The 23,917-nt window shown below is 70.4% G+C and carries 17 protein-coding genes and 1 pseudogene; 10 read left to right on the forward strand and 8 right to left on the reverse strand.

Going from position 1 to position 23,917, the window contains the following annotated elements; genetic code table 11:
• Positions 1-80 precede the first annotated feature (80 nt).
• Positions 81-2,207 (forward strand): DEAD/DEAH box helicase, encoded by a 2,127-nt coding sequence (locus EY822_RS12365; RefSeq protein WP_150308528.1) that lies wholly within the window; start codon positions 81-83, stop codon positions 2,205-2,207.
• A gap of 74 nt (positions 2,208-2,281) precedes the next feature.
• Here EY822_RS12365 and EY822_RS12370 read toward each other — a convergent pair whose 3' ends face one another.
• Both EY822_RS12370 and EY822_RS12375 read right to left on the reverse strand, forming a co-directional pair.
• A complete protein-coding gene (locus tag EY822_RS12370) occupies positions 2,282-2,911 on the reverse strand; it encodes an alpha/beta hydrolase (protein ID WP_150308529.1) in 630 nt (209 codons plus the stop codon).
• Between the two features lie 134 nt (positions 2,912-3,045).
• Positions 3,046-3,297: a mycoredoxin gene (locus EY822_RS12375; protein ID WP_150308530.1), complete on the reverse strand. Its 252-nt coding sequence runs from the start codon at positions 3,295-3,297 to the stop codon at positions 3,046-3,048.
• 210 nt (positions 3,298-3,507) lie between these two features.
• Between EY822_RS12375 and EY822_RS12380 the strand changes: the two genes are divergently transcribed.
• Genes EY822_RS12380 through EY822_RS12390 form a run of 3 tightly spaced genes read left to right on the forward strand, consistent with a single transcriptional unit; the run spans position 3,508 to position 8,802 of the window.
• A complete protein-coding gene (locus tag EY822_RS12380; protein ID WP_150308531.1) occupies positions 3,508-4,923 on the forward strand; it encodes an MFS transporter in 1,416 nt (471 codons plus the stop codon).
• Positions 4,924-4,933: 10 nt separating this feature from the next.
• Positions 4,934-7,168 (forward strand): molybdopterin oxidoreductase family protein, encoded by a 2,235-nt coding sequence (locus tag EY822_RS12385; RefSeq protein WP_150308532.1) that lies wholly within the window; start codon positions 4,934-4,936, stop codon positions 7,166-7,168.
• Positions 7,165-8,802: an FAD-dependent oxidoreductase gene (locus EY822_RS12390; protein ID WP_227497259.1), complete on the forward strand. Its 1,638-nt coding sequence runs from the start codon at positions 7,165-7,167 to the stop codon at positions 8,800-8,802. Before EY822_RS12385 ends, EY822_RS12390 begins: the two co-directional genes overlap by 4 nt.
• 233 nt (positions 8,803-9,035) lie before the next feature.
• Here the strand turns inward: EY822_RS12390 and EY822_RS12395 are convergent, their stop codons facing one another.
• Genes EY822_RS12395 through nirB form a run of 3 tightly spaced genes read right to left on the reverse strand, consistent with a single transcriptional unit; the run spans position 9,036 to position 14,175 of the window.
• Positions 9,036-10,202, reverse strand: coding sequence for a uroporphyrinogen-III synthase (locus EY822_RS12395; RefSeq protein ID WP_150308533.1), 1,167 nt, complete (start codon positions 10,200-10,202; stop codon positions 9,036-9,038).
• A gap of 47 nt (positions 10,203-10,249) precedes the next feature.
• Positions 10,250-11,443, reverse strand: coding sequence for a uroporphyrinogen-III C-methyltransferase (gene cobA, locus EY822_RS12400; protein WP_150308534.1), 1,194 nt, complete (start codon positions 11,441-11,443; stop codon positions 10,250-10,252).
• Between the two features lie 2 nt (positions 11,444-11,445).
• A complete protein-coding gene (nirB, locus tag EY822_RS12405) occupies positions 11,446-14,175 on the reverse strand; it encodes a nitrite reductase large subunit NirB (protein WP_150308535.1) in 2,730 nt (909 codons plus the stop codon).
• Between the two features lie 222 nt (positions 14,176-14,397).
• On the opposite strand from nirB, the gene nirD reads away from it, so the two are divergent.
• Both nirD and EY822_RS12415 read left to right on the forward strand, forming a co-directional pair.
• Positions 14,398-14,769, forward strand: a complete 372-nt coding sequence (gene nirD, locus EY822_RS12410) for a nitrite reductase small subunit NirD (protein WP_150308536.1) — start codon at positions 14,398-14,400, stop codon at positions 14,767-14,769.
• Positions 14,766-15,365: pseudogene (locus EY822_RS12415) on the forward strand (sirohydrochlorin chelatase); the annotation flags it as partial. The gene nirD and the pseudogene EY822_RS12415, both read left to right, overlap by 4 nt.
• A gap of 195 nt (positions 15,366-15,560) precedes the next feature.
• Here EY822_RS12415 and EY822_RS12420 read toward each other — a convergent pair.
• The gene (locus EY822_RS12420; RefSeq protein ID WP_227497260.1) at positions 15,561-17,243 is read right to left on the reverse strand and encodes a sensor histidine kinase; all 1,683 of its coding nucleotides are present in this window, start codon (positions 17,241-17,243) and stop codon (positions 15,561-15,563) included.
• A 74-nt stretch (positions 17,244-17,317) separates the two neighbouring features.
• On the opposite strand from EY822_RS12420, the gene EY822_RS12425 reads away from it, so the two are divergent.
• The 4 genes from EY822_RS12425 to EY822_RS12440 are packed head-to-tail and all read left to right on the forward strand — an operon-like array spanning position 17,318 to position 21,157.
• Entirely contained in the window at positions 17,318-18,418 is a 1,101-nt protein-coding gene (locus EY822_RS12425) for a PP2C family protein-serine/threonine phosphatase (RefSeq protein ID WP_150308538.1), read from the forward strand.
• Positions 18,419-18,446: 28 nt separating this feature from the next.
• Positions 18,447-20,402: a glycosyltransferase family 2 protein gene (locus tag EY822_RS12430; protein WP_150308539.1), complete on the forward strand. Its 1,956-nt coding sequence runs from the start codon at positions 18,447-18,449 to the stop codon at positions 20,400-20,402.
• A complete protein-coding gene (locus tag EY822_RS12435) occupies positions 20,386-20,733 on the forward strand; it encodes an STAS domain-containing protein (protein ID WP_150308540.1) in 348 nt (115 codons plus the stop codon). Before EY822_RS12430 ends, EY822_RS12435 begins: the two co-directional genes overlap by 17 nt.
• Positions 20,726-21,157 (forward strand): ATP-binding protein, encoded by a 432-nt coding sequence (locus EY822_RS12440; protein ID WP_150308541.1) that lies wholly within the window; start codon positions 20,726-20,728, stop codon positions 21,155-21,157. Before EY822_RS12435 ends, EY822_RS12440 begins: the two co-directional genes overlap by 8 nt.
• Positions 21,158-21,205: 48 nt before the next feature.
• On the opposite strand, the gene EY822_RS12445 is transcribed toward EY822_RS12440, so the two are convergent.
• Together EY822_RS12445 and EY822_RS12450 are read right to left on the reverse strand one after the other, a co-directional pair.
• The gene (locus EY822_RS12445) at positions 21,206-22,597 is read right to left on the reverse strand and encodes a maltokinase N-terminal cap-like domain-containing protein (protein ID WP_150308542.1); all 1,392 of its coding nucleotides are present in this window, start codon (positions 22,595-22,597) and stop codon (positions 21,206-21,208) included.
• A 38-nt stretch (positions 22,598-22,635) separates the two neighbouring features.
• Complete coding sequence (locus EY822_RS12450; RefSeq protein ID WP_150308543.1) at positions 22,636-23,904, reverse strand: D-arabinono-1,4-lactone oxidase; 1,269 nt, start codon at positions 23,902-23,904, stop codon at positions 22,636-22,638.
• Between the last annotated feature and the right edge of the window lie 13 nt (positions 23,905-23,917).

A 23,917-nucleotide genomic window follows, 5' to 3' on the forward strand; every position in this document is an offset into this window, starting at 1 on the left:
CATCGCCGCTGAACCGGGGACGGGTATGCGGCCCATTTGCACCGCGTTGGTGAGGATGGTCGATTTAGTCAGGGAGAAGCATGGCTCGCACCGGCCAGCGCCGTTCGTCCACCCGTAGCCGAGCCATGGACAACGAGGGGATCATCCCCGTGCTTGCCCGGGCGGTGCGCGAGGTCGAGACCGCCGCGCAGCGCGGGAAGCTCAAGCCGGCCAACCGCACGAAGTTCCAGGTGATCGCGCTTCTCATGCGCGAGGAGCGGGCGCACGCCAAGACGGACACCGATCTCACCGACGCGGAACGTGCGGAGACGCTGAAGCGCCTCGACGGCATCGCGTCCATCCTGGCCAAGACGACGGCTCGTGACACCTCCGTGCTGAGCCTGCTCGATCCGGACGCGACCGTGTCCGAGGCGGCGCGCGCCCTGCGCAAGCAGCTGCTGTTCGAAGGGGGCATCGAGATCGTCACCGAGGACGCTCTGCCCGCCAAAGCGCCGGAGATCGACGTCGAGCTGGCGCAGAAGCAGGTCGTCCCTGCCTCGGTGAAGGCTCGCGCGCTCGCGAACCCCTTCCTCGCCCCGGACCTCGACCGGGTGGCGTCGTCCGCGCCCGTGCCGCGCCGTCTCGCCAACTGGGAACTGCTCGGCCCGCTCTTCAAGTCGTTCGAGTACGGCGGGGGCGGACGGGTCGCCAGCATGGACCTCCCCGACGCGCCCCGCATCGACCGGCTCTCGCCCGGCCGCATGGAGCTGATGCGGCACCAGGCACGGTTCCTGGAGCGCGTGCGCCTCGGACACCGCACCTTCCTGCTCGCCGACGAGCCGGGCCTCGGAAAGACCGCCCAGTCGATCCTCGCCGCCTCGATCGCGGATGCCTTCCCGCTTCTCGTCGTGGTGCCGAACGTCGTGAAGATGAACTGGGCCCGCGAGGTCGCCCTGTGGACGCCGAACCGGCGGCCGACGGTCATCCACGGTGACGGGGACACCCTCGACGCGTTCGCCGACGTGGTCATCGTGAACTACGACGTGCTCGACCGCCACATCGGCTGGCTCGGTACCCTCGGCTTCAAGGGCATGGTCGTCGACGAGGCGCACTTCATCAAGAACCTGCACTCGCAACGCTCCCAGCACGTCCTCGCGCTCGCCCGCAAGATCCGGGAGCGCGCGTCATCGCCGCTCATGATGGCGCTCACCGGAACGCCGCTCATCAACGACGTGGACGACTTCCGCGCGATCTGGCAGTTCCTCGGCTGGATCGACGACACGAAGCCCCTGCCCGAACTGATGGCCCGGTTGGAGGACACGGAGCTGACCCCCGCCGACCCCGGGTTCTTCGCCGAGGCGCGGGAGGCCGTCATCGAGATGGGCATCGTGCGCCGTCGCAAGGTCGACGTCGCGGCCGATCTGCCCGCCAAGCGCATCGCCGATCTCCCCGTCGAGCTCGATGACGACCTGGGTCGCTCGATCCGCCAGGCGGAGGCCGAACTGGCTGCCCGCCTCGTCCGGCGCTTCCGAGCGCTCGTCACCGCCCGCGACACGACGGTGGAAGCCGTGCTCGATGGTCCCGCTGCCGACCTCACCGCGCTGCTCCGGCTCGTGGCCCAGGGCGAGCTCGACGAGTCGAGGGCGGCCAAGACCGGCGAGAACGTCTTCACCATGGTGCGCAGAATCGGCCAGGCGAAGGCCGGGCTCGCGGCCGACTACGCCGCTCAGCTCGCGCGGTCCGTGGGCAAGGTCGTGTTCTTCGCCAAGCACATCGATGTGATGGACGCCGCGGAGGCGACCTTGGCCAAGCGCGGCCTGAAGACGGTGTCGATTCGCGGCGACCAGTCGGCGGCGCAGCGGCAGCAGCAGATTGACGCCTTCAACACCGACCCGGAGGTCGCGGTCGTGGTCGCGTCGCTCACCGCGGCCGGTGTCGGCCTCAACCTCCAGGTCGCCTCGAACGTCGTGCTCGCGGAGCTGTCGTGGACGAGCGCGGAGCAGACGCAGGCCATCGACCGGGTGCACCGCATCGGGCAGGCCGAGCCGGTGACCGCGTGGCGGATCATCGCCTCGCAGACCATCGACGCGCGGATCGCCGAACTCATCGACAGCAAGGCGGGGCTCGCGGCTCGCGCGCTCGACGGTGAGGATGTCGACCCGTCAGCCGCCGGCTCGGTTCAGCTCGAGGCACTCGTGTCGCTGCTCCGGGAGGGCCTCGGCCTGTAGCGTTCGGCGCGCACGCATCCCCGGTCGAGCGTGCGGGCCGGGGACCGCGCGAAGACCCGTTGCGCGGATCCGCGTCAGGCGTGCGCGCGGATGAACTCGAGCGCGTCCAGCTGCATCGCGGCGGACACCTCGTGGGACACGCCCGCGTACCGACGTTCGGTGAGCGTCGTGTGGGCGTGCAGCCAGCGCGACGTGCTCGCCGCCACGGAACGGGGGATCACGTCGTCGAGATCGCCGTGCCCGGAGAAGAAGGGCGGTCGCCGCGCCGAAAGCTCGGCGTCGCCCCGATGCCGCCACGGCTCGACGACGAAGCCCGACAGCTGCACCCCGTAGGCGAAGCGCTGGGGCGCGAGCCGCAACAGCTGCATCACCATCGCGCCGCCCTGGGAGAAACCCAGCAGGCCGACCGATGGGAATCCGGGGTGGCCGTCGAGCCAGTCGAGGATCGCTCTCGCGGAGACGTTCGCCTGTCCCGCCCCGTGATGGTCCGCGTCCAGCCAGCCCCAGCGATCCCGTACCGGCAGCGAACCCCGCAGGGAGGCGGCGACCAGGGGCGCGGGCAGCCGGTCGACCACGGCGTCGAGGTCTCGCTCCACTCCGCCATAGCCGTGCATCAGCAGGATCAGTGGTCGACCGGGACGGTGCTCCGGGGGAGCCGACCACAGCACGGCGTCTCCGTCTACCGGAGCGGGACGGACGGCCATGCTGCGAGCCTACGTCCAAGGGGCGAGCGTCTGACGCGCGGCGACGCGTCCACCCTGCGGCGACGCGTCCACCCTGCGGCGACGCGTCTGACGCGAGGCGACGCGTCCACCCAAGGGGCCGAGCTTCTCACCGGTTAGACGCGGGCGGCGACCTCGGCGAGCGAGGGGTTCGTGGCGCTCGACCCGTCCGCGAAGAGCACGGTGGGCACCGTCTGGTTCCCTCCGTTGATGGCCTCGACGAGCTCGGCCGTGCCGGGGACGTTCTCGATGTTCACCTCGGTGTAGCCGATGCCGGCACGGTCGAGCTGGGACTTGAGTCGCTTGCAGTAGCCGCACCAGGACGTGGAGAACATCGTGATGGTGCCGGCCGCGGGAATGTGATCCATACGCAGCCCAACACGGCGGCCGTCGCGGAGATTCCCACCACAACCGATCCCAACAGGAGAGCGCGGTAACGGTTCCGCCGGATCTCACAACGCGGATGCGCTCGTGTGATGCGGGCGGAACACGACGGTAACGAAAGCGCACGACTCCCGGAAACACGGCATCCGTAGCGTCGGGGTCACGTAAGCACCCCTGCTTGGCACGGAGGACTGATGACCGATACAGCACTCGACACCGCGATGGCCGAACCGAGCTCGACGGGGCGCGCGCCCGTCGAGCTCGTGCACCGACCCGGCAGGTGGATCGACAACTGGGATGCCGAGAACGTGACGCTGTGGGAGCGGGCCGGCCGCACCATCGCCCGCCGCAACCTGCGCTGGTCGATCTTCGCCGAGTTCCTCGGTTTCGTGGTGTGGCAGCTGTGGAGCATCGTCGTGGTGCAACTGCCCGCCGCGGGCTTCTCCTTCGACACCGGGCAGATCTTCTGGCTGATCTCCATGCCGAGTCTCGTCGGCGCCACCCTGCGCTTTCCCTACACCTTTCTCGTGCCGAGGTTCGGCGGACGCAACTGGACGATCATCTCCGCCGGGCTGCTGCTCATCCCGTCCATCGCCCTCGGCGTCGTGGTGACCCGGCCGGAGACGCCATTCGGAGTCATGTTGTTCATCGCCGCCCTCGCGGGCTTCGGCGGTGGCAACTTCGCCAGCTCGATGGCGAACATCACCTTCTTCTATCCGCAACGCGAGAAGGGCTGGGCTCTCGGGCTGAACGCCGCCGGGGGCAACCTCGGTGCCGCCGTCGCGCAACTCGCCGTGCCGATCGTCATCACGATCGGTGCCGCAGCCACGGCGAACCTCTCCCTCGCCGGCTGGGTCTGGGTCCCGTTCATCCTGCTGGCCATGTTCGGCGCCTACCGCTACATGGACAACCTCACGAGCGCGAAGGCCGACTTCTCGGCATCTGCCGCCGCCGTGCGGGAGCCGCATTTGTGGATCCTCGCGGTGCTCTACATCGGCACCTTCGGGTCGTTCATCGGCTTCGCCGGAGTGTTCCCCAAGCTGATCGCCGACCAGTTCCCCGACTTCTCCACCTTCGCGGTGGGATCCGCCTCGCTCTCCCTCGCGTTCCTCGGGGCGCTCGTCGGTTCGCTCGCCCGTCCCTACGGCGGCCGCCTCTCCGACCGCTTCGGCGGAGCCCGCGTCACCATGGCCGCCTTCGCCGTCATGGCCATGGGAGCGCTCAGTGTCGTGTGGACACTGCCGCTCGGCAACTTCTGGCTCTTCCTCGGCTGCTTCCTGCTGCTCTTCGTGGCGAGCGGCATGGGCAACGGCGCGACCTACCGCATGATCCCGACCGTGTTCGCCGCCCGATCCGGTGCACAGAACGCGCACACCGACAGCGGTTCCGTCGGCACGCAGCGCAAGACGGCGGCGGCGCTCGGCGTCATCTCGGCGATCGGGGCGTACGGCGGATTCGTCATCCCGCAGGTTCTCGGACTCGCGAAGACCAGCACGGGAAGTTATGACGTGGCCTTCTACTGGTTCGTGGCGGCCTACCTGGTCATGCTGGCCATGGTCGCCTTCTTCTACCTGCGCCGGGGATCCGCGGTCGCCGGACAGCGGATCTGACCGGCACCCCATGACGCTCCTCCCCGCTACCACCCCCGCCCCGGATGCGACGGCTGCTCCGACCGACACCCACTGCCCGTACTGCGCCCTGCAGTGCGCCATGACCCTCACGCCGTCCGGTGCTGAGCCGGCGACGGCCGCGGCGGACGCGGGGCCGTCACGGCGGGCGGCGCCGGAGGCCGGGCCGCGTCCGGCTCTGCCGCTCACGGTGTCGGGTCGGACGTTCCCCACGAACCGCGGCGGGCTGTGCAAGAAGGGCTGGACCTCCGCCGCGCTGCTCGGCTCTCCCGACCGCATCCTCGAACCGATGGCGCGGACGGAGGACGGCACGTTCGCTCCGGTGAGCTGGGATGCCGCGCTCGACCGCATTGCGGACACGCTGCGACGCACGCGGCAGCGGCACGGGGCCGACGCGGTGGGCGTATTCGGCGGCGGCGGTCTCACGAACGAGAAGGCCTACCAGCTGGGGAAGTTCGCGAGGGTGGCCCTCGGCACCTCCCGGATCGACTACAACGGGCGCTTCTGCATGTCCTCCGCCGCCGCGGCCGGCACCCGCGCGTTCGGGGTCGACCGGGGTCTGCCGTTCCCGGTCGAGCACCTCGGCCGGGCATCGACCATCCTGATGCTCGGTTCGAACGTGGCCGAGACCATGCCGCCCTTCATCGGTCACCTGGAGGGCGCCCGAGCCGCGGGCGGACTGTTCGTGGTCGACCCGCGACGATCCGCGACGGCACGACTCACCGACGACGGCGCGGGAATGCACCTGCAGGCCACGCCCGGCAGCGACCTCGTGCTGCTGCTCGGTCTGCTGCACATCGTGATCGCCGAGAAGCTCGTCGATGCCGACTACGTGGCCGAGCGCACCGTGGGGTTCGACGATGTGCGGCGGAGCGTGAGCACCTGGTGGCCGGAGCGCGTGCAATCGGTGACCGGTGTGCCGACGTGGCAGCTGCGCATGCTCGCCCGGCGCCTGGCCGATGGCCGCGGCTCCTACATCCTCACGGGGCGGGGAGTCGAACAGCACGTCGACGGCACCGACACGACCACCGCGGCCATCAACCTCGCGCTCGTGCTCGGACTGGTCGGCACGGACGGCTCGGGCTACGGCACGCTGACCGGGCAGGGAAACGGGCAGGGCGGTCGGGAGCACGGTCAGAAGGCCGACCAGCTGCCCGGGTACCGCAAGATCACCGATCCGGCCGCTCGCGCGCACGTCGCCGGGGTGTGGGGGATCGATCCCGCCGACCTGCCCGGAGCCGGTATCCCCGCGGTGGAGCTCCTGCACTCGCTGGGGCAGCCCGGCGGGGTGCGGTGCCTGCTCGTGCACGGGTCGAACCTCGTGGTGTCGGCGCCCAACGCCGATCGGGTGCGCGCCGCACTCGCCACCCTCGACCTGCTCGTGGTCTGCGACTTCTTCTTCTCGGAAACAGCGGCGATGGCCGACCTCGTGCTCCCCGTCACGCAGTGGGCCGAGGAGGAGGGCACGATGACCAACCTGGAGGGACGGGTGCTCCGTCGACGGCGTGCTCTCGACGCTCCGGACGGCGTGCGCAGCGAACTGTGGATCCTGTCCGAGCTGGCGCGTCGGCTGGAGTCGCCGTCCACGTTCAGCACCGATTCTCGCGAGGTGTTCGACGAGCTCGCTCGCGCCTCCGAGGGCGGGCTCGCCGACTACTCGGGCATCTCGCACGATCTGCTCGACACCGGCCGGCCGGTGTACTGGCCGTTCCCGTCGGGGTCGGCCGGCACCCCGCGGCTGTTCCACGACCGCTTCGCTCACGCCGACGGTCGCGCCCGCATCGTTCCGGTCACGCCTCGCCCCTCCGTTCACACGCCGACCGATGGGCACGTGCGGCACCGGGGCGACGAGCTGCACCGGACCGGCACGATGACGCTCATCACCGGCCGTCTGCTCGAGCACTATCAGTCCGGTGCGCAGACCCGCAGGGTCGACGAGCTGCTCGCAGCCCAACCGGAGGCGCGCGCGCAACTGCATCCGGCGACCGCGGTGCGCCTCGGCATCGCCGACGGAGCGGCGATCGAAGTCAGCAACGCACGCGGCATCGTGCGCTGCCGAGCGTCGGTCACGACGGGCATCCGTCCGGACACGGTGTTCCTGCCGTTCCACTTCCCTGCCGATCAACGGGCCAACCTCCTCACGTCGGACGCCACCGATCCCATCTCCGGCATGCCCGAGTTCAAGACGGCCGCCGTCACCGTGCGGCCGATGGAGGCATCAGCATGATCGCGACCATTGCCCTGCGCGTCGTGCTCGTCGGATTCGGTCCGGTCGGCGCACGCCTGGTCGAGGGGCTGCTGCCCGACGTGCGATCGGGCGCGGTGCGCCTCACCGTGGTCGGCGCGGAATCGGTCGAGGCGTACAACCGTGTGCTGGTGGCGGAGTACGCCGTGGGCCGGGCGGATCGCGACGGCATGGTCGTCACCGACGCCGCCGCGGCGGAAGCGGCCGGAGTTCGCCTCGCGCTGGGCGTCACCGTCACGGCGATCGACCGCGCACGGCAGACCGTCACGCTGAGCGACGGCACCGTCGAAGCGTACGACCGGGTGGTGCTGGCCACCGGAGCCCGCGCGAACGTGCCCACCCTGTACGGGGTGGATCGCCCCACGCCGTCCCGGTCCGCACCGGCGCGGGCGGCGGAACTGCTGGACACCGGCACCACCCCGCTCCCCGCCGGTATCACGGTGCTGCGCGACCTCGCCGATGCCGAGCGCGTGCAGGAAGCGGTGCGGAAGCGCCGCCGTATCGTCGTGCTGGGTGCCGGTGTGCTCGGCCTCGAGCTGGCACTGGCCTCGGCGGCCGAGGGCGCCGACGTGTGCGTGGTGCACCACGGCGAGATCCCCATGGCACGCAACCTCGACCGGGGCGGTGGACTCGTGCTCGCGCGTGCGTTGGCCCGGGCCGGTGTGTCGGTGGTGGCGCACAGCCGCGCCGAGGGCGTCGGTTTCCGGCTCACCGCCGAGGGGACACCGACGTTCGATGCCGTGCTCTGCGCCGACGGGAAGTCGATCGCCGGTGACCTGCTGGTGCTCTCCTGCGGCGTGAGCGCGCGCACCGAACTCGCGCACCTCGCGGGCCTGCCGGTGTCGACGGGCATCCTCGTCGACCGTCGCCTGCGCTCCTGGGGAGACGACGCGATCTCGGCCATCGGTGACTGCGCCCACGTGGTGGAGCGTCCGGACGCCGTCGGGTCCGGTGCGTTCGCCGTGCCTCCTGGAGCCCCGTCGGGGCTCATCGGTCCGGGCTGGCGGCAGGCCGACTGGCTCGCCCGCTCGATCTCCGCCGAGGCCGTGTCGGCGGCCGAACCCGAGCCATTGGCCGACGAGCGCGCCGGCGTGGTCATGCTGAAGGCGGAGGATGTGGACGTCGTGGCCGTCGGATCCGCGTTTCCCGATCCGTGGGACGCCGAGCCCATCGATGTGCGCAACGGACGGCCGGCCCGGCAGGTGTCGCAGTGGGCGGATCCGGAGCACGGCAGCTACGTCAAACTCGTTACGCGTGGGGGAGTGCTCGAGGGTCTGGTCTGCATCGGGATGCCGCGCACGGCCGCCGAGCTGACCCTGCTGTTCGAGCGGGGGAGCGAATTGCCCGCTGACCGGTCGGTGCTGCTCCGCCACGACGGACCGGACGCCACGCCCGCGTCGGCGAGCGCGGCCAGCGCGCCGGAGGCCACCGTGTGCTGGTGCAACGGGGTCACGGTCGGACACGTGCACGACTCGGTGCGGGACGGGGCCGAGACCGTCGCCTGCGTGAGCGCGGCCACCCGGGCCGGTACCGGCTGCGGAGGCTGCAAGGGGCGCATCGCCGAGCTGCTCGACCTCTTCGCTTCGACCGACGGCACTCAGGAGGTCGTCGTCTAGGCCCGTGCGGTCCCCGAGCCCGTCGCCTTCCGGTCCCTGAGCCTGTCGAAGGGACGTTGCGTTACGCCCCTTCGACGAGCTCAGGGACCGTGGGGAGTGTCCCTTCGACGAGCTCACGGACCGTGGGGAGTGTCCCTTCGACGAGCTCACGGACCGTGGGGAGTGTCCCTTCGACGAGCTCAGGGACCGTGGGGAGTGTCCCTTCGACGAGCTCAGGGACCGCGGGATCGGGATCAGACGTCGAGGCGGTAACCGCGCTTCACCACGGTGGCGACCACGCCCGATGCCGGCAGTGCCGAACGAAGGCGACTGATCGCCACGTCGATCGCGTGCTCGTCCTGCACCTCGGGCAGTGCGGCCAACAGCGCGGTGCGCGACACCACCCCGCCCTGGGACTCGACGAGCATGCGGAACAGGGCCAGCAGGTTCGGCGGGAGCGGGGCGCGCACACCGCCGATGTCCACGCACCGGCCGCGCAGCACCATCTCACCGTGACGGGTGGTCACCCGTTGCACGCGCTCGTTCTCGAGGTGCTCGCACACGAGACGGATCAGCGCGCCCATGCGGAAGCGCTCGGGGATGAGGGGCGAGATCCCGACGTCGACGAGCGGCTTCGCGGTCACATGACCGACGGCCGCGGCGACCACCGGTCCGCGGAAGGCCGCGATCACGTCATCGAGTCGTCCGGCACTGTCGGCCGCGCTGAAGAGGGCGTCGACGGCGGGCGCGCTGGTGAAGGTGACGGCGTCCATGCCCCCCGAGCAGACGGCCTCGATCAGGCGGTGCACACGCTGCGGTCCTTCGGGGAGCACCCAGCGGTACGGCGCCACCGTGAGCACGGTCATGCCGGCCGCACGCAGCCGCTCGATCTGTGCACCGTCGGTGAACCCGTGCAGCTGCATGGCCACCGTGAGCCCGTGATGCGGACCGGCGAGAACCGCGTCGACCAGCGACGCGGTGGTCTCGCGGTCGCTCATGCCCGAGTCGTTCAGTCCGGCCGCCCGGATGCTGCCGCGCGCCTTCGGACCACGCACGAGGATGCGCGTCTCGGCGAGGACGGCCGTGAGCGCCTCGCCGAGACCGGACGCGTCTGCCACCTCGAACCAGCGGCGCATGCCGTACGAGGTCGTGGCGAGGAGGATGTCGGGCCGGGCCGCGACGATGGCGTTCGTGTCCTCGACGAGCGGCGCGTCGTCTTCCGTGGGAGCGATGCGGATGGTCGGCGCGTGCAGCACCTCGGCACCCCGGCGCTCGAGCGCGGTGATCAGGTCCTCCGAGCGTCGATCCGAGGTGACGCCCACCCGGAACCCCTCCAGCTGATCGGCCCGGAAGCCGGTCGACCCGGGCGTCGACAGCACCGCGGCGGACGCACCTTCCGGTTCGGGGGGAGTGGGCGACATGGCATCCGATGGTAGCGCGACGGGCGACGCCACTGCTTCGTCCTGGATCACCATGCTCGGCTGAGCGCGGTCGCCCCCTCGACACCGGCACTCTCGCCGACGCCGGCACGGTCGACGCTGGCATGTCCACCGGCGACACCGTCCACGCAGGCGAGCATTCGGGCGCGCGAGTCGTCATCGGTGGCGAGGCGCACGACCTCCCCGATCACGATGACCGCCGGCGACGTGGCTCCGATGGCCATGGCGGTGGACACGATCGAGTCGAGCGTCGCGACCGTGGTGCGCTGGGCACTCGAGTAGCCCTGTTCGATGATCGCCATCGGCATGTCGGCGCCCATCCCGTGCCGCGCGAGACCGGCCGAGAGATGGGGGAGCGTGGCTACGCCCATGAGCACGACGATCGTTCCGCCGAGACCCGCGAGCGAGGCGAGCTCGCGCTCGGTGAGGGGTGCGTGTCCCGAGATCACGGTGAACGCGTGACTCACCTCCCGCTGGGTGACCGGGATGCCGGCGGCGGCGGGTACCGAGATCGCACTCGTGACGCCGGGGATCACCCGCACGGGAACACCGGCGGCCCGGCACGCCACGACCTCCTCGCCGCCGCGCCCGAAGACGTAGGGGTCGCCCCCTTTCAGGCGGACCACGTCGGCACCGCCGAGAGCGCGCTCGACCATGAGCGCCTCGATGTCGCACTGCGCGACCGGGTGGTGGCCGGGGGTCTTGCCCACGTCGACCAGTTCGGCACCGGGCGCGAGCTCCGCCAGTTCGTCGTGCGGCGCCAGGCGATCGAAGAAGACGACGTCCGCGTCGCGCAGGGCGTCGAGAGCACCGACGGTGAGCAGGTCGCGCCGGCCGGGCCCACCCCCGACGAGGGTCACCGATCCGCGCGAGAACGCGGCAGGCGCCTCCACCGAGTGCCACAGGCGTCGTGCCCGGCAGGAGGCGGCGAGCCGTTCCGTGTCGGCGTCGGAGAGACCCACACTCACGACCAGCTCGGCGGCATCGAGCGCCGCCTCGAGATTCGTGTCGATGTGCGCAACGGTGTGCGCGGTATCAGCGTGCGCGGTGCTGATGTGCAGGCCGGAGTGCGCGGTGTCGGTGCACACGGTGTAGGTGTGCGGGGCGTCGATGTGCGCGATGTGCGCACCGAGGGTGCGGTACCGGCGCAGCACGCGACGCGCGGCGTGCGCGTCGCCGACCACCAGTACGGCGCGGCCGGAAACATCGAGGGTCAGCTCCATGATCAGGCCTTCCGTACCGGGATGCTGGGTCCCGACAGCAGCACGGGTCCCGCCAGTTCATCGGGTCGCGCCGGGCGGGGCTGGTCTCGCTCGAGCACCTGCACCACGCTCGGGTCGGGCGTGGTCGGCTCGTTCACGAACGACCGGAAGCGGCGCAGGCGGTCGGGATCGGCGAGCGTGGCCGCCCACTCGTCCTCGTAGTTGTCCACGTGCGCGGCCATCGCGCGCTCGAGGTCCTCGGCAATGCCGAGCGAGTCCTCCACCACGACCTCGCGCACGTGATCGAGCCCGCCGTCGAGTTCTTCCATCCACCGCGCCGTGCGCTGCAGACGGTCGCCGGTGCGGATGTAATACATGAGATACCGGTCGATGTACTTGACGAGCGTCTCATCGTCCAGATCCGACGCGAGCAACTGTGCGTGAGCCGGCTGGAATCCGCCGTTGCCGCCCACGTAGATGTTCCACCCGAGCTCGGTGGCGATGACGCCCACGTCCTTCGACCGGGCCTCCGCGCACTCCCGGGCGCAACCCGATACCCCGAACTTGAACTTGTGCGGAGCGCGCAGTCCGCGGTACCGCAGCTCGAGGGCGATGGCCATGCTGACGGCATCCTGCACGCCGAAACGGCACCAGGTGGATCCGACGCAGGACTTCACCGTGCGGAGCGACTTGCCGTACGCCTGTCCGGACTCGAAACCGGCGTCGACCAGCCGGGTCCAGATGTCGGGCAACTGCTCGAGCCGGGCGCCGAAGAGGTCGATGCGCTGACCGCCGGTGATCTTCGTGTACAGGTTGAAGTCCGCGGCTACCTCGGCGATCACCTTGAGCTTCTGCGGGGTGATCTCCCCGCCGGGGATCCTCGGCACCACGGAGTACGTGCCGTCCTTCTGCATGTTGGCGAGGGCTCGGTCGTTGGTGTCCTGCAGCGCCCCGCGGCCCGCGTCGAGGATGTAGTCGCTGCGCTGAGTGGCGAGGATGGAGGCGACGGTGGGCTTGCACACGTCGCAGCCGAGGCCGGTACCGAAGCGGGCCAGAATGTCCTCGAACGACGTCAGTTCGAGGATGCGTACCGATTCGAACAGTTCGCTGCGCGAGAGCTCGAAGTGCTCGCACAGCGCCCGGGAGACGGCGATTCCCGACTTCGTGAGCTCCGTTTCGAGCAGCTTCTTCACGAGCGGAACGCACGAGCCGCACTGGGTGCCGGCCCGCGTGCACGTCTTGAGTTCGCCCAGGTCGGTGCACGGGTCCGTGCCATCCGCACCCGCAATGGCGGCACGAACGGTGCCCGCGGTCACGTTGTTGCAGGAACACACCGCGACATCGTCGGGCAGGTCGCCGCTCACGGCGGCGTCCGCGCCCGCCGCCGCCAGATAGGCGCCCGGTTCGGAGGGCAGCTCGCGCCCGACCAGCGGACGGAGGGAGGAGTAGGGCGAAGCATCGCCCACGAACATGCCGCCGAGCAGTGTCCTGGCATCATCCGTCACCACGAGCTTCTGGTACAGCCCGCGGGCGGGATCGGCGTAGACGACCTCGAGGGAATGCTCCGTGCGGGCGAAGGCGTCACCGAAGCTCGCCACCTCCACCCCGGACAGCTTGAGCTTCGTGGCATCGTCGATGCCGGGGAACTCGGCGTCGCCGCCGTGCAACCGGTCGGCCACCACCTCCGCCATCGCGTTGGCCGGTGCCACGAGGCCCACGCACACGCCATCGATCGACGCCACCTCACCGATGGCCCACACGTGCTCCGCCGACGTGCGGCAGTCCGCACCGATGACGACCCCGCCGCGATCGGCGATGGTGAGGCCCGCGTCCCTCGCCAACTCGTCACGGGGCGTGATCCCGATGGCGAACACCACGAGATCGGCCTCGAGCATCCGCCCGTTCGCCAGAACGACCCCGCCGACGACACCGGATGGGGACAGGCGGATCTCGCGGGGGCGGAATCCGGTGTGCACGGTGATGCCCTGAGCGGCGATCAGCCTGCCGAGCGCCTGACCGGCGCCCTGATCGAGTTGCGCGGACATGAGCCACCCGCCCGACTGCACGATGCTCGCGGATGCGCCGAGCTTCTGCAGGCCACCGGCCGCCTCCAGTCCGAGCAGACCGCCGCCGACCACCACGACCCTCGCGGGACGGCCGAGCGCGGTGGCCAGTCGGCCGACCTCGCCGCGAAGGAAGTCCACATCATCGACGGTGCGATACACGTAGCAGTGTTCGGCACCGGGGATGGCGGGTCGCGTGGCGTGGGAGCCCGTGGCCAGCACGAGCTCGTCGTACTCGAGGACCTCCGTCGCGTCGGTAGCAGCGCCGGCAGCAGTGCCGGTCGGGCTGACCGTGACGGTACGGGCGACGGGGTCGATGCCCGTCACCGTTGAACCCGAACGCAGGGCGACCGACGCCCCCACCCACAGGTCCGGGCTGCCCAGTGTGAGGTCGTCGGCGGCGAGCAGGCGACGGCTGAGAGCCACCCGATCGTAGGGCAGGTGCGTCTCTTCGCTCACGACGGTGACGTGCACGGGATCCGGATGCCCCGGGTCGTCGAGGCTGCGAGCCTGCAGCGCCTCGGTCAGCCGGTGCGCTGCGGGACCACCGCCCACGATGACGACGCGGGTCGCACGGACGGCGGGCTCGGGCGTCGGGCCGATCTCGGCGACCTGGGCGACCGCGGCCGCCTGCGCCCCGGATCCGTGCGATGTCGGTTGCGAGAGGGGAGTGCTGGCTGGCCTCGGCATGGGTGCTCCTCGTGTCCGTTGCCTCCACCGTAGGGAGGGGGCATTTCCGCCCCGTATCGCGAACGTAACCCGTGGATCACACCGGTCTCACGGCGGCCGCCGGACGGTGAGAGGTGCGTGTTACCGGGACGACACAGGGGGCGAACGGTCCGGAAACACCCAATACGTACGCTCGGAGCATCGACCGCGCACCCGCGGTCGGCCACCGTTCGAGGAGTTGCCATGACCCCCAGCACAGCCACCGCCGTGATCGGCACCGAGGCCGGTCCCACCTGGTATCGCGCCTGCGCCCTCGACGACCTCGAACCGCTCTGGGGTGAGGCCGCGCTGATCGGCGGCGAGCAGGTCGCACTCTTCCGGTTGTCCGACGGCCGGGTACTCGCCGTCACCCATCGCGATCCCGCCACTGCCTCGTACGTGATGGCGCGGGGAATCGTCGGGTCGAGGGGCGATCGCCTCACCATCGCCTCGCCGCTGCACAAGCAGGTGTACGACCTCGTCACCGGTGAGTGCCTCAGCTCGCCCGCCCTGCACCTCCGCACGTTCCCCGCCCGCGTCGTCGACGGTGCCGTCGAGATCGGAATTCCGGCATGAGCGCTCCGGCGAGGTCCGGGTCCATCGCGGCACCCGTGCTGCTCGCCTGCTCCCACGGCACCTCGTCGCCCGCCGGTCAGCGCTCGGTCGCCGCACTCGTCGAGGCCGTGGCGGCGCGCCGGCCCGACGTGCTGGTGCGCGGCGGTTTCGTCGACGTGCAGCAGCCCGACGTCGAGGCATCGCTCGACGCTCTGGAGCCCGCACGCCCCGTCACCATCGTGCCGCTACTGCTGTCCGCCGGGTATCACGTGCATGTGGATCTCGCCGAGGCGGCCGACGCTGCCGCTCCCCGACCGGTAGCGGTGACCGGTGCCCTCGGGCCCGACGTGCGCCTCGCGCGCATCCTCGCCGCCCGCCTCGACATCGCCGGTCTGCGTGCCACCGATGCGGTGGTCCTCGCGGCCGCGGGGTCCAGCGACGCGAACGCGGTGCGGGACTGCGAGCGAATGGGGCACCTGCTCGCCGCCGAGATCGGGAGGCCGGTGACGGTGGCCTTCGTCTCCGCGGCGAAGCCGCGCGTCCCGGTCGCGGTGCTCGCCGCCCGCGAGGCCGCGGGTTCCGACCGGGTGGTCGTCAGCACGTTCCTGCTGGCCCCCGGCTACTTCGCCGATCTCGCGCGCCAGATGGCGCTGTCGGCCGGCGCCGCGGTGGTGAGCGATCCGTTGCTCGTGGACGGCGACGCACCCCCGGCCGACCTCGTCGACATCGTCAGCGATCTCTACGACTCCGTGCCGGTGGCCCCGAGCGCTGCTCCGGCCAGGACCGCGGCCCCGCCGTCGAGAGCCGGTGTCCTAGCGGGCCTCGGCCACCTCGCGCGCCGACTCCGTCGCGGGAAGGGTGCACGTGAACACCGACCCCTCGCCCAGCACGCTGCGGCAGGTGAGGCTGCCCCCGTGCCGCTCGACGATGTCCTTGGCCAGCGCTAGCCCGAGCCCGAGCCCCGGGATCACGCTGCGGCGGGCTTCCGAACTGCGGAAGAACCGGGTGAACACGTCCCTCGCGTCCTGGTCGCTCATCCCCATGCCGGTGTCGGTCACCGAGAACATCACGCCGTCGTCCGTCGCACCGGCGTGCACCGTGACCGCGCCGCCCTGCGGCGAGTACTTGATGGCATTCGAGATGAGGTTGTCGAGCACCTGCGTCATCCGCGCCGCATCGCAGGACACCGGCAGGGACTCGGGGGTGTCGGCCTGCAGGGCGATGCCGGCCGCCGCGGCGCGGGGGAGGCCTGCGTTCACGGCCGAACGCACCAGCGCAGCCAGGTCGTTCGGCGCGACCCGGATCTCGGTGGCCCCGGAGGCGGCGCCGAGCAGGTCGCTCACGAGCCCCAGCAACTGGGTGGAGTTGCGCGTGATGACCTCGAGGCCCCACTCCACCTCGGAGGGGAGGTTCTCCGACATGCCGATCAGTTCGGCGTACCCGTGGATGGAGGTCAGCGGCGTCCGCAGTTCGTGCGAGACGTGGGACACGAAGTCGTCCTTCGCAGCCAGGGCGGCCACGAACTCCGTGACGTCGGAGTACGCGATCACGCTGCCCTCCATGCGTCCGTCGGCGTCACGAATGGTTCGAGCCGACGTCGACAGCACGCGCTGATTGCCCGGCTCGCCGATCCACACCAGGTAGTCGGAGAAGGTCTCGCCCGCCGCCGCCCGCCGTTCCGGCCGCTCCTCCGCCGCGAGGGGCACGGTCCCGCCCTCGCCGAAGAGCAGCAGGTCGTCCTCCCTGGCATCGAGAACTCCCCGCGGCATGCCGTACTCGTGCAGCGCCTGCTGCGTGCTGTTCATCATCAGGCGCCGACCGTCCTCGCCGATCGCCAGCACGCCCACGCCCACCGCGTTCACGATCGCGTTGAGCAGGCGCTCCCGCCGCGCGGTGTCGTCGAGGAGGGCCCGCAGTTCCACGTCCTTCGACTCCACCACCCGCTGCTGCTCGGTCATGCTCGACGTCATCACGCTCACGGTGACCGCGATCGCGAACATCATGAACGGCAGGAGAAGGGGCTGGGTCAACGACTCGAGCGTGACGCGTGCGTCTCCGATGAAGAGCGGCACCCACACGACGCCGAGGGTCGCCAGCGCGCTCGCGAAGATCGAGAACCTCGGCAGCTGTCCGGACGCGGCGAGCCAGATGACGGGGAAGGCGGCGAGGAGGCCGAGCCCGGTGACGGTGTCGGCGGCCGACTCGCGCAGCAGCCCGATCGGTACGAAGTCGAGCAGCGGGACGGCGAGGAACGACGGGTAGGGAAGCCTCTCCCACGGCACCACCACGCACGCCGCGAACAGAGCAACGGTGAGGACGACGGAAGCCCGGAGTCGCGAGTCGTCGAAGAGGGCCGCGTCGGTCAGCGCGATCCACAGGAACAACAGGAGCATGGTCGCCGACAGCGGGATCTGGCTGAGGAGCACACGCCCGCGGAGCGACAGTGCGTGAAAGCGCACCCGGTTCAGGGTGAGAAGGTTCAGCAGTTTCTCCACGACGTGGACGCTCCGGTTCGATTGAGGTGGCTGGCCGATATGACAAATGGTGCCAAGACCGCCTTAATAAGAACATGTCCGAAGCCGAGAACGTGCGCCGCGCCGTAATCGTCGAAGATAACGACGACATCCGGCGACTCCTCGTCCAGATCGTCGCGGCGCAGGGGTTCACCGTGGACGAAGCGGCGACCGGCTCGGCCGGGCTGGAGTTGATCCGCAGCCGCGGGGCCGATCTCGTCACGCTCGACCTGAACCTGCCCGACCTCGACGGAGTGGAGGTGTGCAGGCGGTTGCGGGAGTTCTCCGACGCCTACGTGCTGATGATCACGGCACGCGCCGACGAGATCGACCGCCTGTCCGGGCTCGACGTCGGTGCGGACGACTATCTCAGCAAGCCATTCAGCCCCCGCGAACTCGCGGCGCGGATCACCGCACTCTTCCGCCGGCCGCGATCGGCGAGTGCGGCTGACGCCCCGGGCGCGGAGGAGCAGCGGCGCGCCGCCGAGGTGCAGCGCAGCCTGCTGCCCCAGCAGGACCTGCGGGTCGACGGTTACGAGATCGCCGGCCGGTGTCGTCCGGCGCGCAGCGTGGGCGGAGACTTCTTCGACTGGTACGCCACCCGCGAGGGGCTCGGGGTCACCGTGGCCGACGCGATGGGCAAGGGCATGGGTGCCGCGCTCCTCGCCGCCACCGTGCGCGGGGTGCTGCGGTCCACGGCCGGGCAGTCGGACCTCGATCTGGCGTTCGGGGTGGCGGGGGCCATGCTGCACACCGACCTCGAACAGTCCGGCTCCTTCGTCACGGTCTTCCACGCCCGGCTCGACGCCGCGTCCGGCCTGCTCAGCTACGTGGACGCCGGCCACGGCCTCGCTCTGCACGTGAGCGGTGCCGGGCTCACCCGCCTTCCGTCGAGTGGTCCGCCCGTCGGTGCCGTCGCCGATTCCCTCTGGGCGTCGGAGCGACTCGCGCTGGCGCCGGGCGACGCACTGCTCGTCGTGAGCGACGGCGTGCTCGACTCGTTCGACACCGTCGACGCCGCCATGTCCGCCGTCGGCACGGCGGTGTCCGCCAGCCTGTCGGTGGAGGACGCGTGCGATCGAATACTGGAGTTGGCATCCGGACCGGAAGTGACGGATGATGTGACTGCAGTCATGCTGAGGCGCGGGGATGGATAGCGGCTCGTAGAACTCCCGGGGGGGAAAAGTGAGGGACTTCGCCGTCCGCGCGATCATCGTGCTGACCGTCCTGCTCGGCGTCAACTACGTGGTGTGGCGGTGGTGGGAGTCGCTCAACTGGTCGGCGTGGTGGATCGCGGTGCCCCTCGTGCTGGCCGAAACCTACAGCCTCATCGATGTCGCACTGTTCGGCATGACCGTGTGGCGGCGCAAGCAGCGGGGCGAGCCTCCCGTTCCTGCCGGCGATGCCACCGTCGACGTGTTCGTGACGACGTACAACGAGCCCCTCGATCTCGTGCTCACGACGGCTCTCGCAGCGGAGCGCATCACCTACCCGCACGACACGTGGATCCTCGACGACGGCGCTCGTCCCGAGTTGCGGGAACTCGCGATGCAGCACGGGATCGGCTACCTCACCCGTAGCGATGACTGGGTCGATCGGCCGCGGCACGCCAAGGCGGGCAATCTCAACAACGCGCTCATGATGACGTCGGGTGAGTTCCTGCTGATCCTCGACGCCGATCAGGTGCCCGACGCCGCCATCCTCGACCGCACCCTCGGGTACTTCGACGACGATCGGGTGGCGCTCGTGCAGACCCCGCAGTACTTCGCGAACGTGCCCGCCGACGATCCGTTGGGCAGCCAGGCGCCGCTCTTCTACGGCCCGATCCAGCAGGGCAAGGACGGCTGGAACGCCGCATTCTTCTGCGGGTCGAACGCGATCCTCCGTCGGGAAGCGCTCATGCAGCTCGGGCTCACCGGATACGTGCGCGAGGTGGACCGGAGCGTGCGGCGGGCGCTCACCGTGTCCGGATCCGTGCTGCGCAAGGCCCGCCGGTCTCCGGAGGGCGCGGATGCGCTCGTCGCCTCCCTCCTCGACGAGGTGGAGTCGTCGACCGCACGCGCCCGGGTCGAGCTCGATGCCGGTGCCTCGTTGAGCGAATTGACCTACCGCGTGCAGACCCGCGTTCAGGGCGCGGTGCAAACGCTCGTCGCGTCGGACTTCTCCGCGGTGGAGACCGACCTCGCCGAGATCGCGGCGATGGAGCGGGACGCGGCGGAAGCGCCGACCTCGTCGGACACGCTCGACCTCGCCGTCGAGCGCATGTCGCGGCGCGACTGGTCGCCGCTCGGCGCACTCACGTCCGTGCAATCCCTGCTCGACGCGGTGTCCATCGAGCGGTCCTCGGAGGCGCAGCCGGTGATGCCGCTGGCGACGATCTCGGTGACGGAGGACATGGCGACCTCGATGCGGTTGCACGGGATGGGGTGGCGGAGCGTCTACCACCACGAGGTGCTCGCGCACGGGCTCGCCCCCGAGGACCTGCAGACGATGATGACCCAGCGGCTCCGCTGGGCGCAGGGCACCATCCAGGTGATGCTCCGCGAGAACCCGCTCGTGCAGCGCGGACTCAGCATCGGTCAGCGCCTCATGTACTTCGCCACGATGTGGAGCTACCTCAGCGGCTTCGCGGCCCTCGCCTACATCGCGGCCCCGGTGCTGTACCTCACCACCGGCATCCTGCCGGTCAACAGTCTGAGCTACGAGTTCTTCGTGCGCTTCATCCCGTTCATGGTCGTCAACCAGCTGCTGTTCCTGGTGATCGGGCATGGGATGAGCACCTGGCGGGGGCAGCAGTACAGCCTCGCGCTCTTCCCGACCTGGATCAAGGCCTGCACGTCCGCCGCGCGGAACGTGTGGTTCGGTCGGCCGTTGCAGTTCGCGGTCACGCCGAAGAGCCGGCAGGTCGGCGGCCCCACCGTGCGGCTGATCCTGCCGCAGCTGATCGCCATGGCCCTCCTGGGCATCGCGCTCGTCGCCGGGCTGATCCGCCTCGCCATGGGCCTCAACGAACCGATCGGTACGCTGGTCAACGTCGCCTGGGTCGCCTTCGACCTGGTGGTGCTTGGCGTGCTGATCACGGCAGCACGATACAGGGGATACGTCCCCGAGGGGAGCACAGCGGATGCAGTTCACGGTTGAGAATCGGCCCGACTTCGCGGAGGTGCAGGGCGTCGGTCGGTTGAACATGGTCTCGGCGCCGAAGCTGCGCGAGGTGATCGCCGGAGTGGTGGCGGGGGGCAGGACGCACGTGGTGGTGAATCTCGGCGGCACCGACTTCATGGACTCCTCGGGACTCGGGGCGCTCATCGGCTGCCTCAAGCTCGCCCGACAGGCCGGGGGAGACCTGCGCATCGCCAACGTTCAGCCGCAGGTGCGCATGGTGCTCGAGCTCACCAACATGAACCGCGTGCTCACGCCCTACGACAGTGCCGAGGCGGCGTTCTCCCCTCGCGGCGACTCCCGTGACTGACGTCCTGGCGGAGGTGTCGCGTTCGGGTCCCGCCACCGCGGAGACCGTGGACGCGTTGCATGACGACCTCGACCGGCTGTGGGCCGCCGCGGACTTCGTTCCGGACCTCGACCGGATGGCCTTCGCCACCGCGGTGATCGAGGCCGCGTCGAACGTCGTCCAGCACGCGGTGCCGTCCCGGGAATCCGTGCAGCTGGGCGTCGACATCTCGGTGCGCCCGCACCGCCTGCACGCCCGCATCCTGGAGATCGGCGCCGCGCCGGCGTCGGTGGAACTGGCCGGTGAGCACGGCGACGACGAGGAGGCCGAGAGCGGCCGGGGCCTCGCCCTCATCCGCGCCCTGGTCAGCACCGTCACGTTCGAACGGAGGGGGGCCGACAACGTGTGGGTGCTGTGGCGGGACGCACCCGGCGCGACGTCCTGACCGCTCGGGGTCGAGCGGGTGCATCCGGGCGTCGCCCGGGCCGCCCGGTCAGGCGCGCGCGGCCAGTCGTCGCACGGCGGTGGTGGGGATGCTGAGCCAGTCCGGACGGTTCCGGCTCTCGTAGATCGCCTCGTACACGGCCTTGTCGATCTCGAAGGCGTCGAGCACCGCACGGTTGGCGCGGACGTCGTTGCCGGAGTGCTCGATGTAGCCGTCGAGGAAGGCGCGTCGCGCCGCGTGAGCCCACTCCGCCGACGCGTCGGCGTTCTCCGGGCGGGCCAGGGCGATGGATCCGGCCACGTAGTCGAAGGACCGCAGCATGCCCGCCACGTCCCGCAGCGTCACGTCGGGCTCGGAGCGCTCGTGCATCGGTCGGAGAGGTTCACCCTCGAAGTCGAGCAGCACCCAGCCGCGTCCGGGCACGGCGAGCACCTGGCCCAGGTGGTAGTCGGCGTGGATGCGCTGGAGGCTCGGCCACGTGCTCGACTCCGCTCGCGCGTAGACGCGTTCGATCGCCGCCCGCTCCTCCGCCAGCTCCGGCACCTCGGAGACGGCGGTCGCGAGACGCTCCCGGAAGCTGCGGAGAATCTCGCCCACGACGGCGGGCGAGGCGGGCACGGTGGGCAGCACGGCAGCGAGCGTGGCGTGCACGTCGGCGGTGGCCTGCCCGAGCGAGTGCGCCTCCGCGGTGAACGGCACGCCCTCCTCGGCCGCACGCACGGCGACGCGCCAGGCGTCCTGCACGCCGGGCAGGAACTCCTGTGCGAACGCGAGGTGACCGGTGGCGACGGCGTCGTCCCGACCCGGATCGCGCCAGGTGCCCACGACGTTGCCGATGGAGAGCGGCACGTTGACCGACCCGGCTCCGGCCAGCGCGGACTGCAGCACCACGTCCGGGTTCTCCCCGTGGTGCACCGCGCGGAACACCTTGCAGATGATCGGGTTGGTGGCCTCGCCGTTGTCGTCGACGAGGTCGTAAATGATCGACGTGTTGGACTGCTCGCCGCTCAGCACGCGGGACCCGACCACGGTGGAGATCTGGGCGCCCGGCTGCCGGTGACCCTGCGCGGTCGCCTCGTCGGACTTCTCGTCGAGCTGGGCGGACCCCTCGTCGAGAATGAGCCGGAGGAGGGCCCACGAGTAGGCGGGGTCCTGCGGACCGTCGTACACGAAGAAGGTTTCCCCGTCCTGCTCGACCGTGCCGATCAGAGCGGACTCGTGACCCTCGAGCGGTTCGCTCCGCAGCGTGATGGGCACCTGGTAGAGCGCCGGCGTTCCACCGGAGAAGTCCACCAGCAGGTGCGTCTCGATCCGGGCGAACCAGCCCTCATCGCGGAACGACCAGACACCGCGGCTCTCGAGGACGGGAATGCGCCCCTTGCCGCCGTACCAGCGCTGTTCGGCTATCCATTCGGGCAGGATCTCGTGGACATCGCTCATGCCCGAACCCTACCGGGTTCGGCGGGAGTGAGCCGCGATCAGGCGCCGAGCACGTGCCGTTCCAGCCATTCGTTGCGGAAGGCGCCACGCGCATCGAGCTTCTGCACGAGACCGGTGAACTCCGTCAGACGAGGGTAGAGCGGGGCGATGTCGGCCGCTCCCGCGGTGAACACCTTGCCCCAGTGCGGACGTGCGTCGAACGGCCGCAGGGCCTCCTCGATCGACGCCGCGACGCGCTCCACCGCGGCCTGATCCTTCACCCAGGTGAAGTGCAGGCCGACGCTCTCCCGTCCGTACTGCGGGCTCATCCACAGGTCGTCTCCCGCCATGGTGCGCACCTCGCACACCTGCAGGAGAGGCACGACCTCGTCGGCGAGCCCGCGCACGGCGGACAACGCGGCGGCGGCGTGCTCCTTCGGCACGATGAACTCGGACTGGATCTCATCGCCGTTGCTCGGGGTGAAGCCCATCACGAAGTGGGGGAGGCGCTCCCACCAGGGGCCGGGTTCGCCGAGTTGGGGGGTGCAGCGCTCGGCGGAGAGCCCCGGAATCGGGTGCCGGTTGGCATCGGCGGCGGTCGCACCGTAGAACTCGTCGACGATGACCTCGTCCTCCGCGGTGACCCGGGTCTTCAGCCAAACCATGTCGACGTTCTCGTCGAAGCGGGTGAACATGCTCACGCTGTACCCGCTGCCGGTGATCGCCTCGAAGTTCTCGTAGAGCGACTCCCACGGCAGGTTGTCGAACACGCGCTGACGAACCTCGTACGCGGGCTCCACGTCCAGCGTGATGCTGGCGACCACTCCGAGGGCGCCGAGGTTCACGACGAGTCCGTCGAAGTCGGCGTCACCGCGCGTCGCCTCGAGCAGGCCGCCATCCGAGGTGACGAGCGTGAGGCCGGCGACGGAGGTGGCGAGGTTGCCGTTGCGGTTGCCCGACCCGTGCGTCGCGGTGGCGACGGCGCCACCCACCGAGATGTGCGGCAGCGACGCGAGGTTCGCCAGGGCGAGGCCCTCCGACTCGAGCACCGGGGCCAGCTGCCCGTACCTGAGGCCGGCGTTGAAGGTGACCGTACCGGCCGAGCGGTCGACCCGGATGTCCTCGGGGAGACCGCCCAGTTCGACGAGCCGACCGGAGTCGGCGATGTCGTTGAAGGAGTGCCGCGAGCCGAGCACACGCACCCGGGGGGCGGTGGACACGATGTCGCGCAGCTCCTCCAGGGACGACGGCCGGGAGATGCTCTCCGCCCGATACGTGTAGTTGTCCGACCAATTGTGCTGGCGTGTGCCGACCGTCGTGTCCGTCATCCGCTAAGGCTAC

The sequence above is a fragment of the Planctomonas psychrotolerans genome, assembly GCF_008642235.1.
Taxonomy (GTDB): Bacteria; Actinomycetota; Actinomycetes; order Actinomycetales; family Microbacteriaceae; genus Planctomonas; species Planctomonas psychrotolerans.

Excerpts from the sequence above, each read along its gene's own strand:
- EY822_RS12365 (WP_150308528.1), top strand. The coding sequence starts at position 81 with ATGGCTCGCACCGGCCAGCGCCGTTCGTCCACCCGTAGCCGAGCCATG.
- EY822_RS12370 (WP_150308529.1), bottom strand. The coding sequence starts at position 2,911 with ATGGCCGTCCGTCCCGCTCCGGTAGACGGAGACGCCGTGCTGTGGTCG.
- EY822_RS12375 (WP_150308530.1), bottom strand. The coding sequence starts at position 3,297 with ATGGATCACATTCCCGCGGCCGGCACCATCACGATGTTCTCCACGTCC.
- EY822_RS12380 (WP_150308531.1), top strand. The coding sequence starts at position 3,508 with ATGACCGATACAGCACTCGACACCGCGATGGCCGAACCGAGCTCGACG.
- EY822_RS12385 (WP_150308532.1), top strand. The coding sequence starts at position 4,934 with ATGACGCTCCTCCCCGCTACCACCCCCGCCCCGGATGCGACGGCTGCT.
- EY822_RS12390 (WP_227497259.1), top strand. The coding sequence starts at position 7,165 with ATGATCGCGACCATTGCCCTGCGCGTCGTGCTCGTCGGATTCGGTCCG.
- EY822_RS12395 (WP_150308533.1), bottom strand. The coding sequence starts at position 10,202 with ATGTCGCCCACTCCCCCCGAACCGGAAGGTGCGTCCGCCGCGGTGCTG.
- cobA (WP_150308534.1), bottom strand. The coding sequence starts at position 11,443 with ATGGAGCTGACCCTCGATGTTTCCGGCCGCGCCGTACTGGTGGTCGGC.
- nirB (WP_150308535.1), bottom strand. The coding sequence starts at position 14,175 with ATGCCGAGGCCAGCCAGCACTCCCCTCTCGCAACCGACATCGCACGGA.
- nirD (WP_150308536.1), top strand. The coding sequence starts at position 14,398 with ATGACCCCCAGCACAGCCACCGCCGTGATCGGCACCGAGGCCGGTCCC.
- EY822_RS12425 (WP_150308538.1), top strand. The coding sequence starts at position 17,318 with ATGTCCGAAGCCGAGAACGTGCGCCGCGCCGTAATCGTCGAAGATAAC.
- EY822_RS12435 (WP_150308540.1), top strand. The coding sequence starts at position 20,386 with ATGCAGTTCACGGTTGAGAATCGGCCCGACTTCGCGGAGGTGCAGGGC.
- EY822_RS12445 (WP_150308542.1), bottom strand. The coding sequence starts at position 22,597 with ATGAGCGATGTCCACGAGATCCTGCCCGAATGGATAGCCGAACAGCGC.
- EY822_RS12450 (WP_150308543.1), bottom strand. The coding sequence starts at position 23,904 with ATGACGGACACGACGGTCGGCACACGCCAGCACAATTGGTCGGACAAC.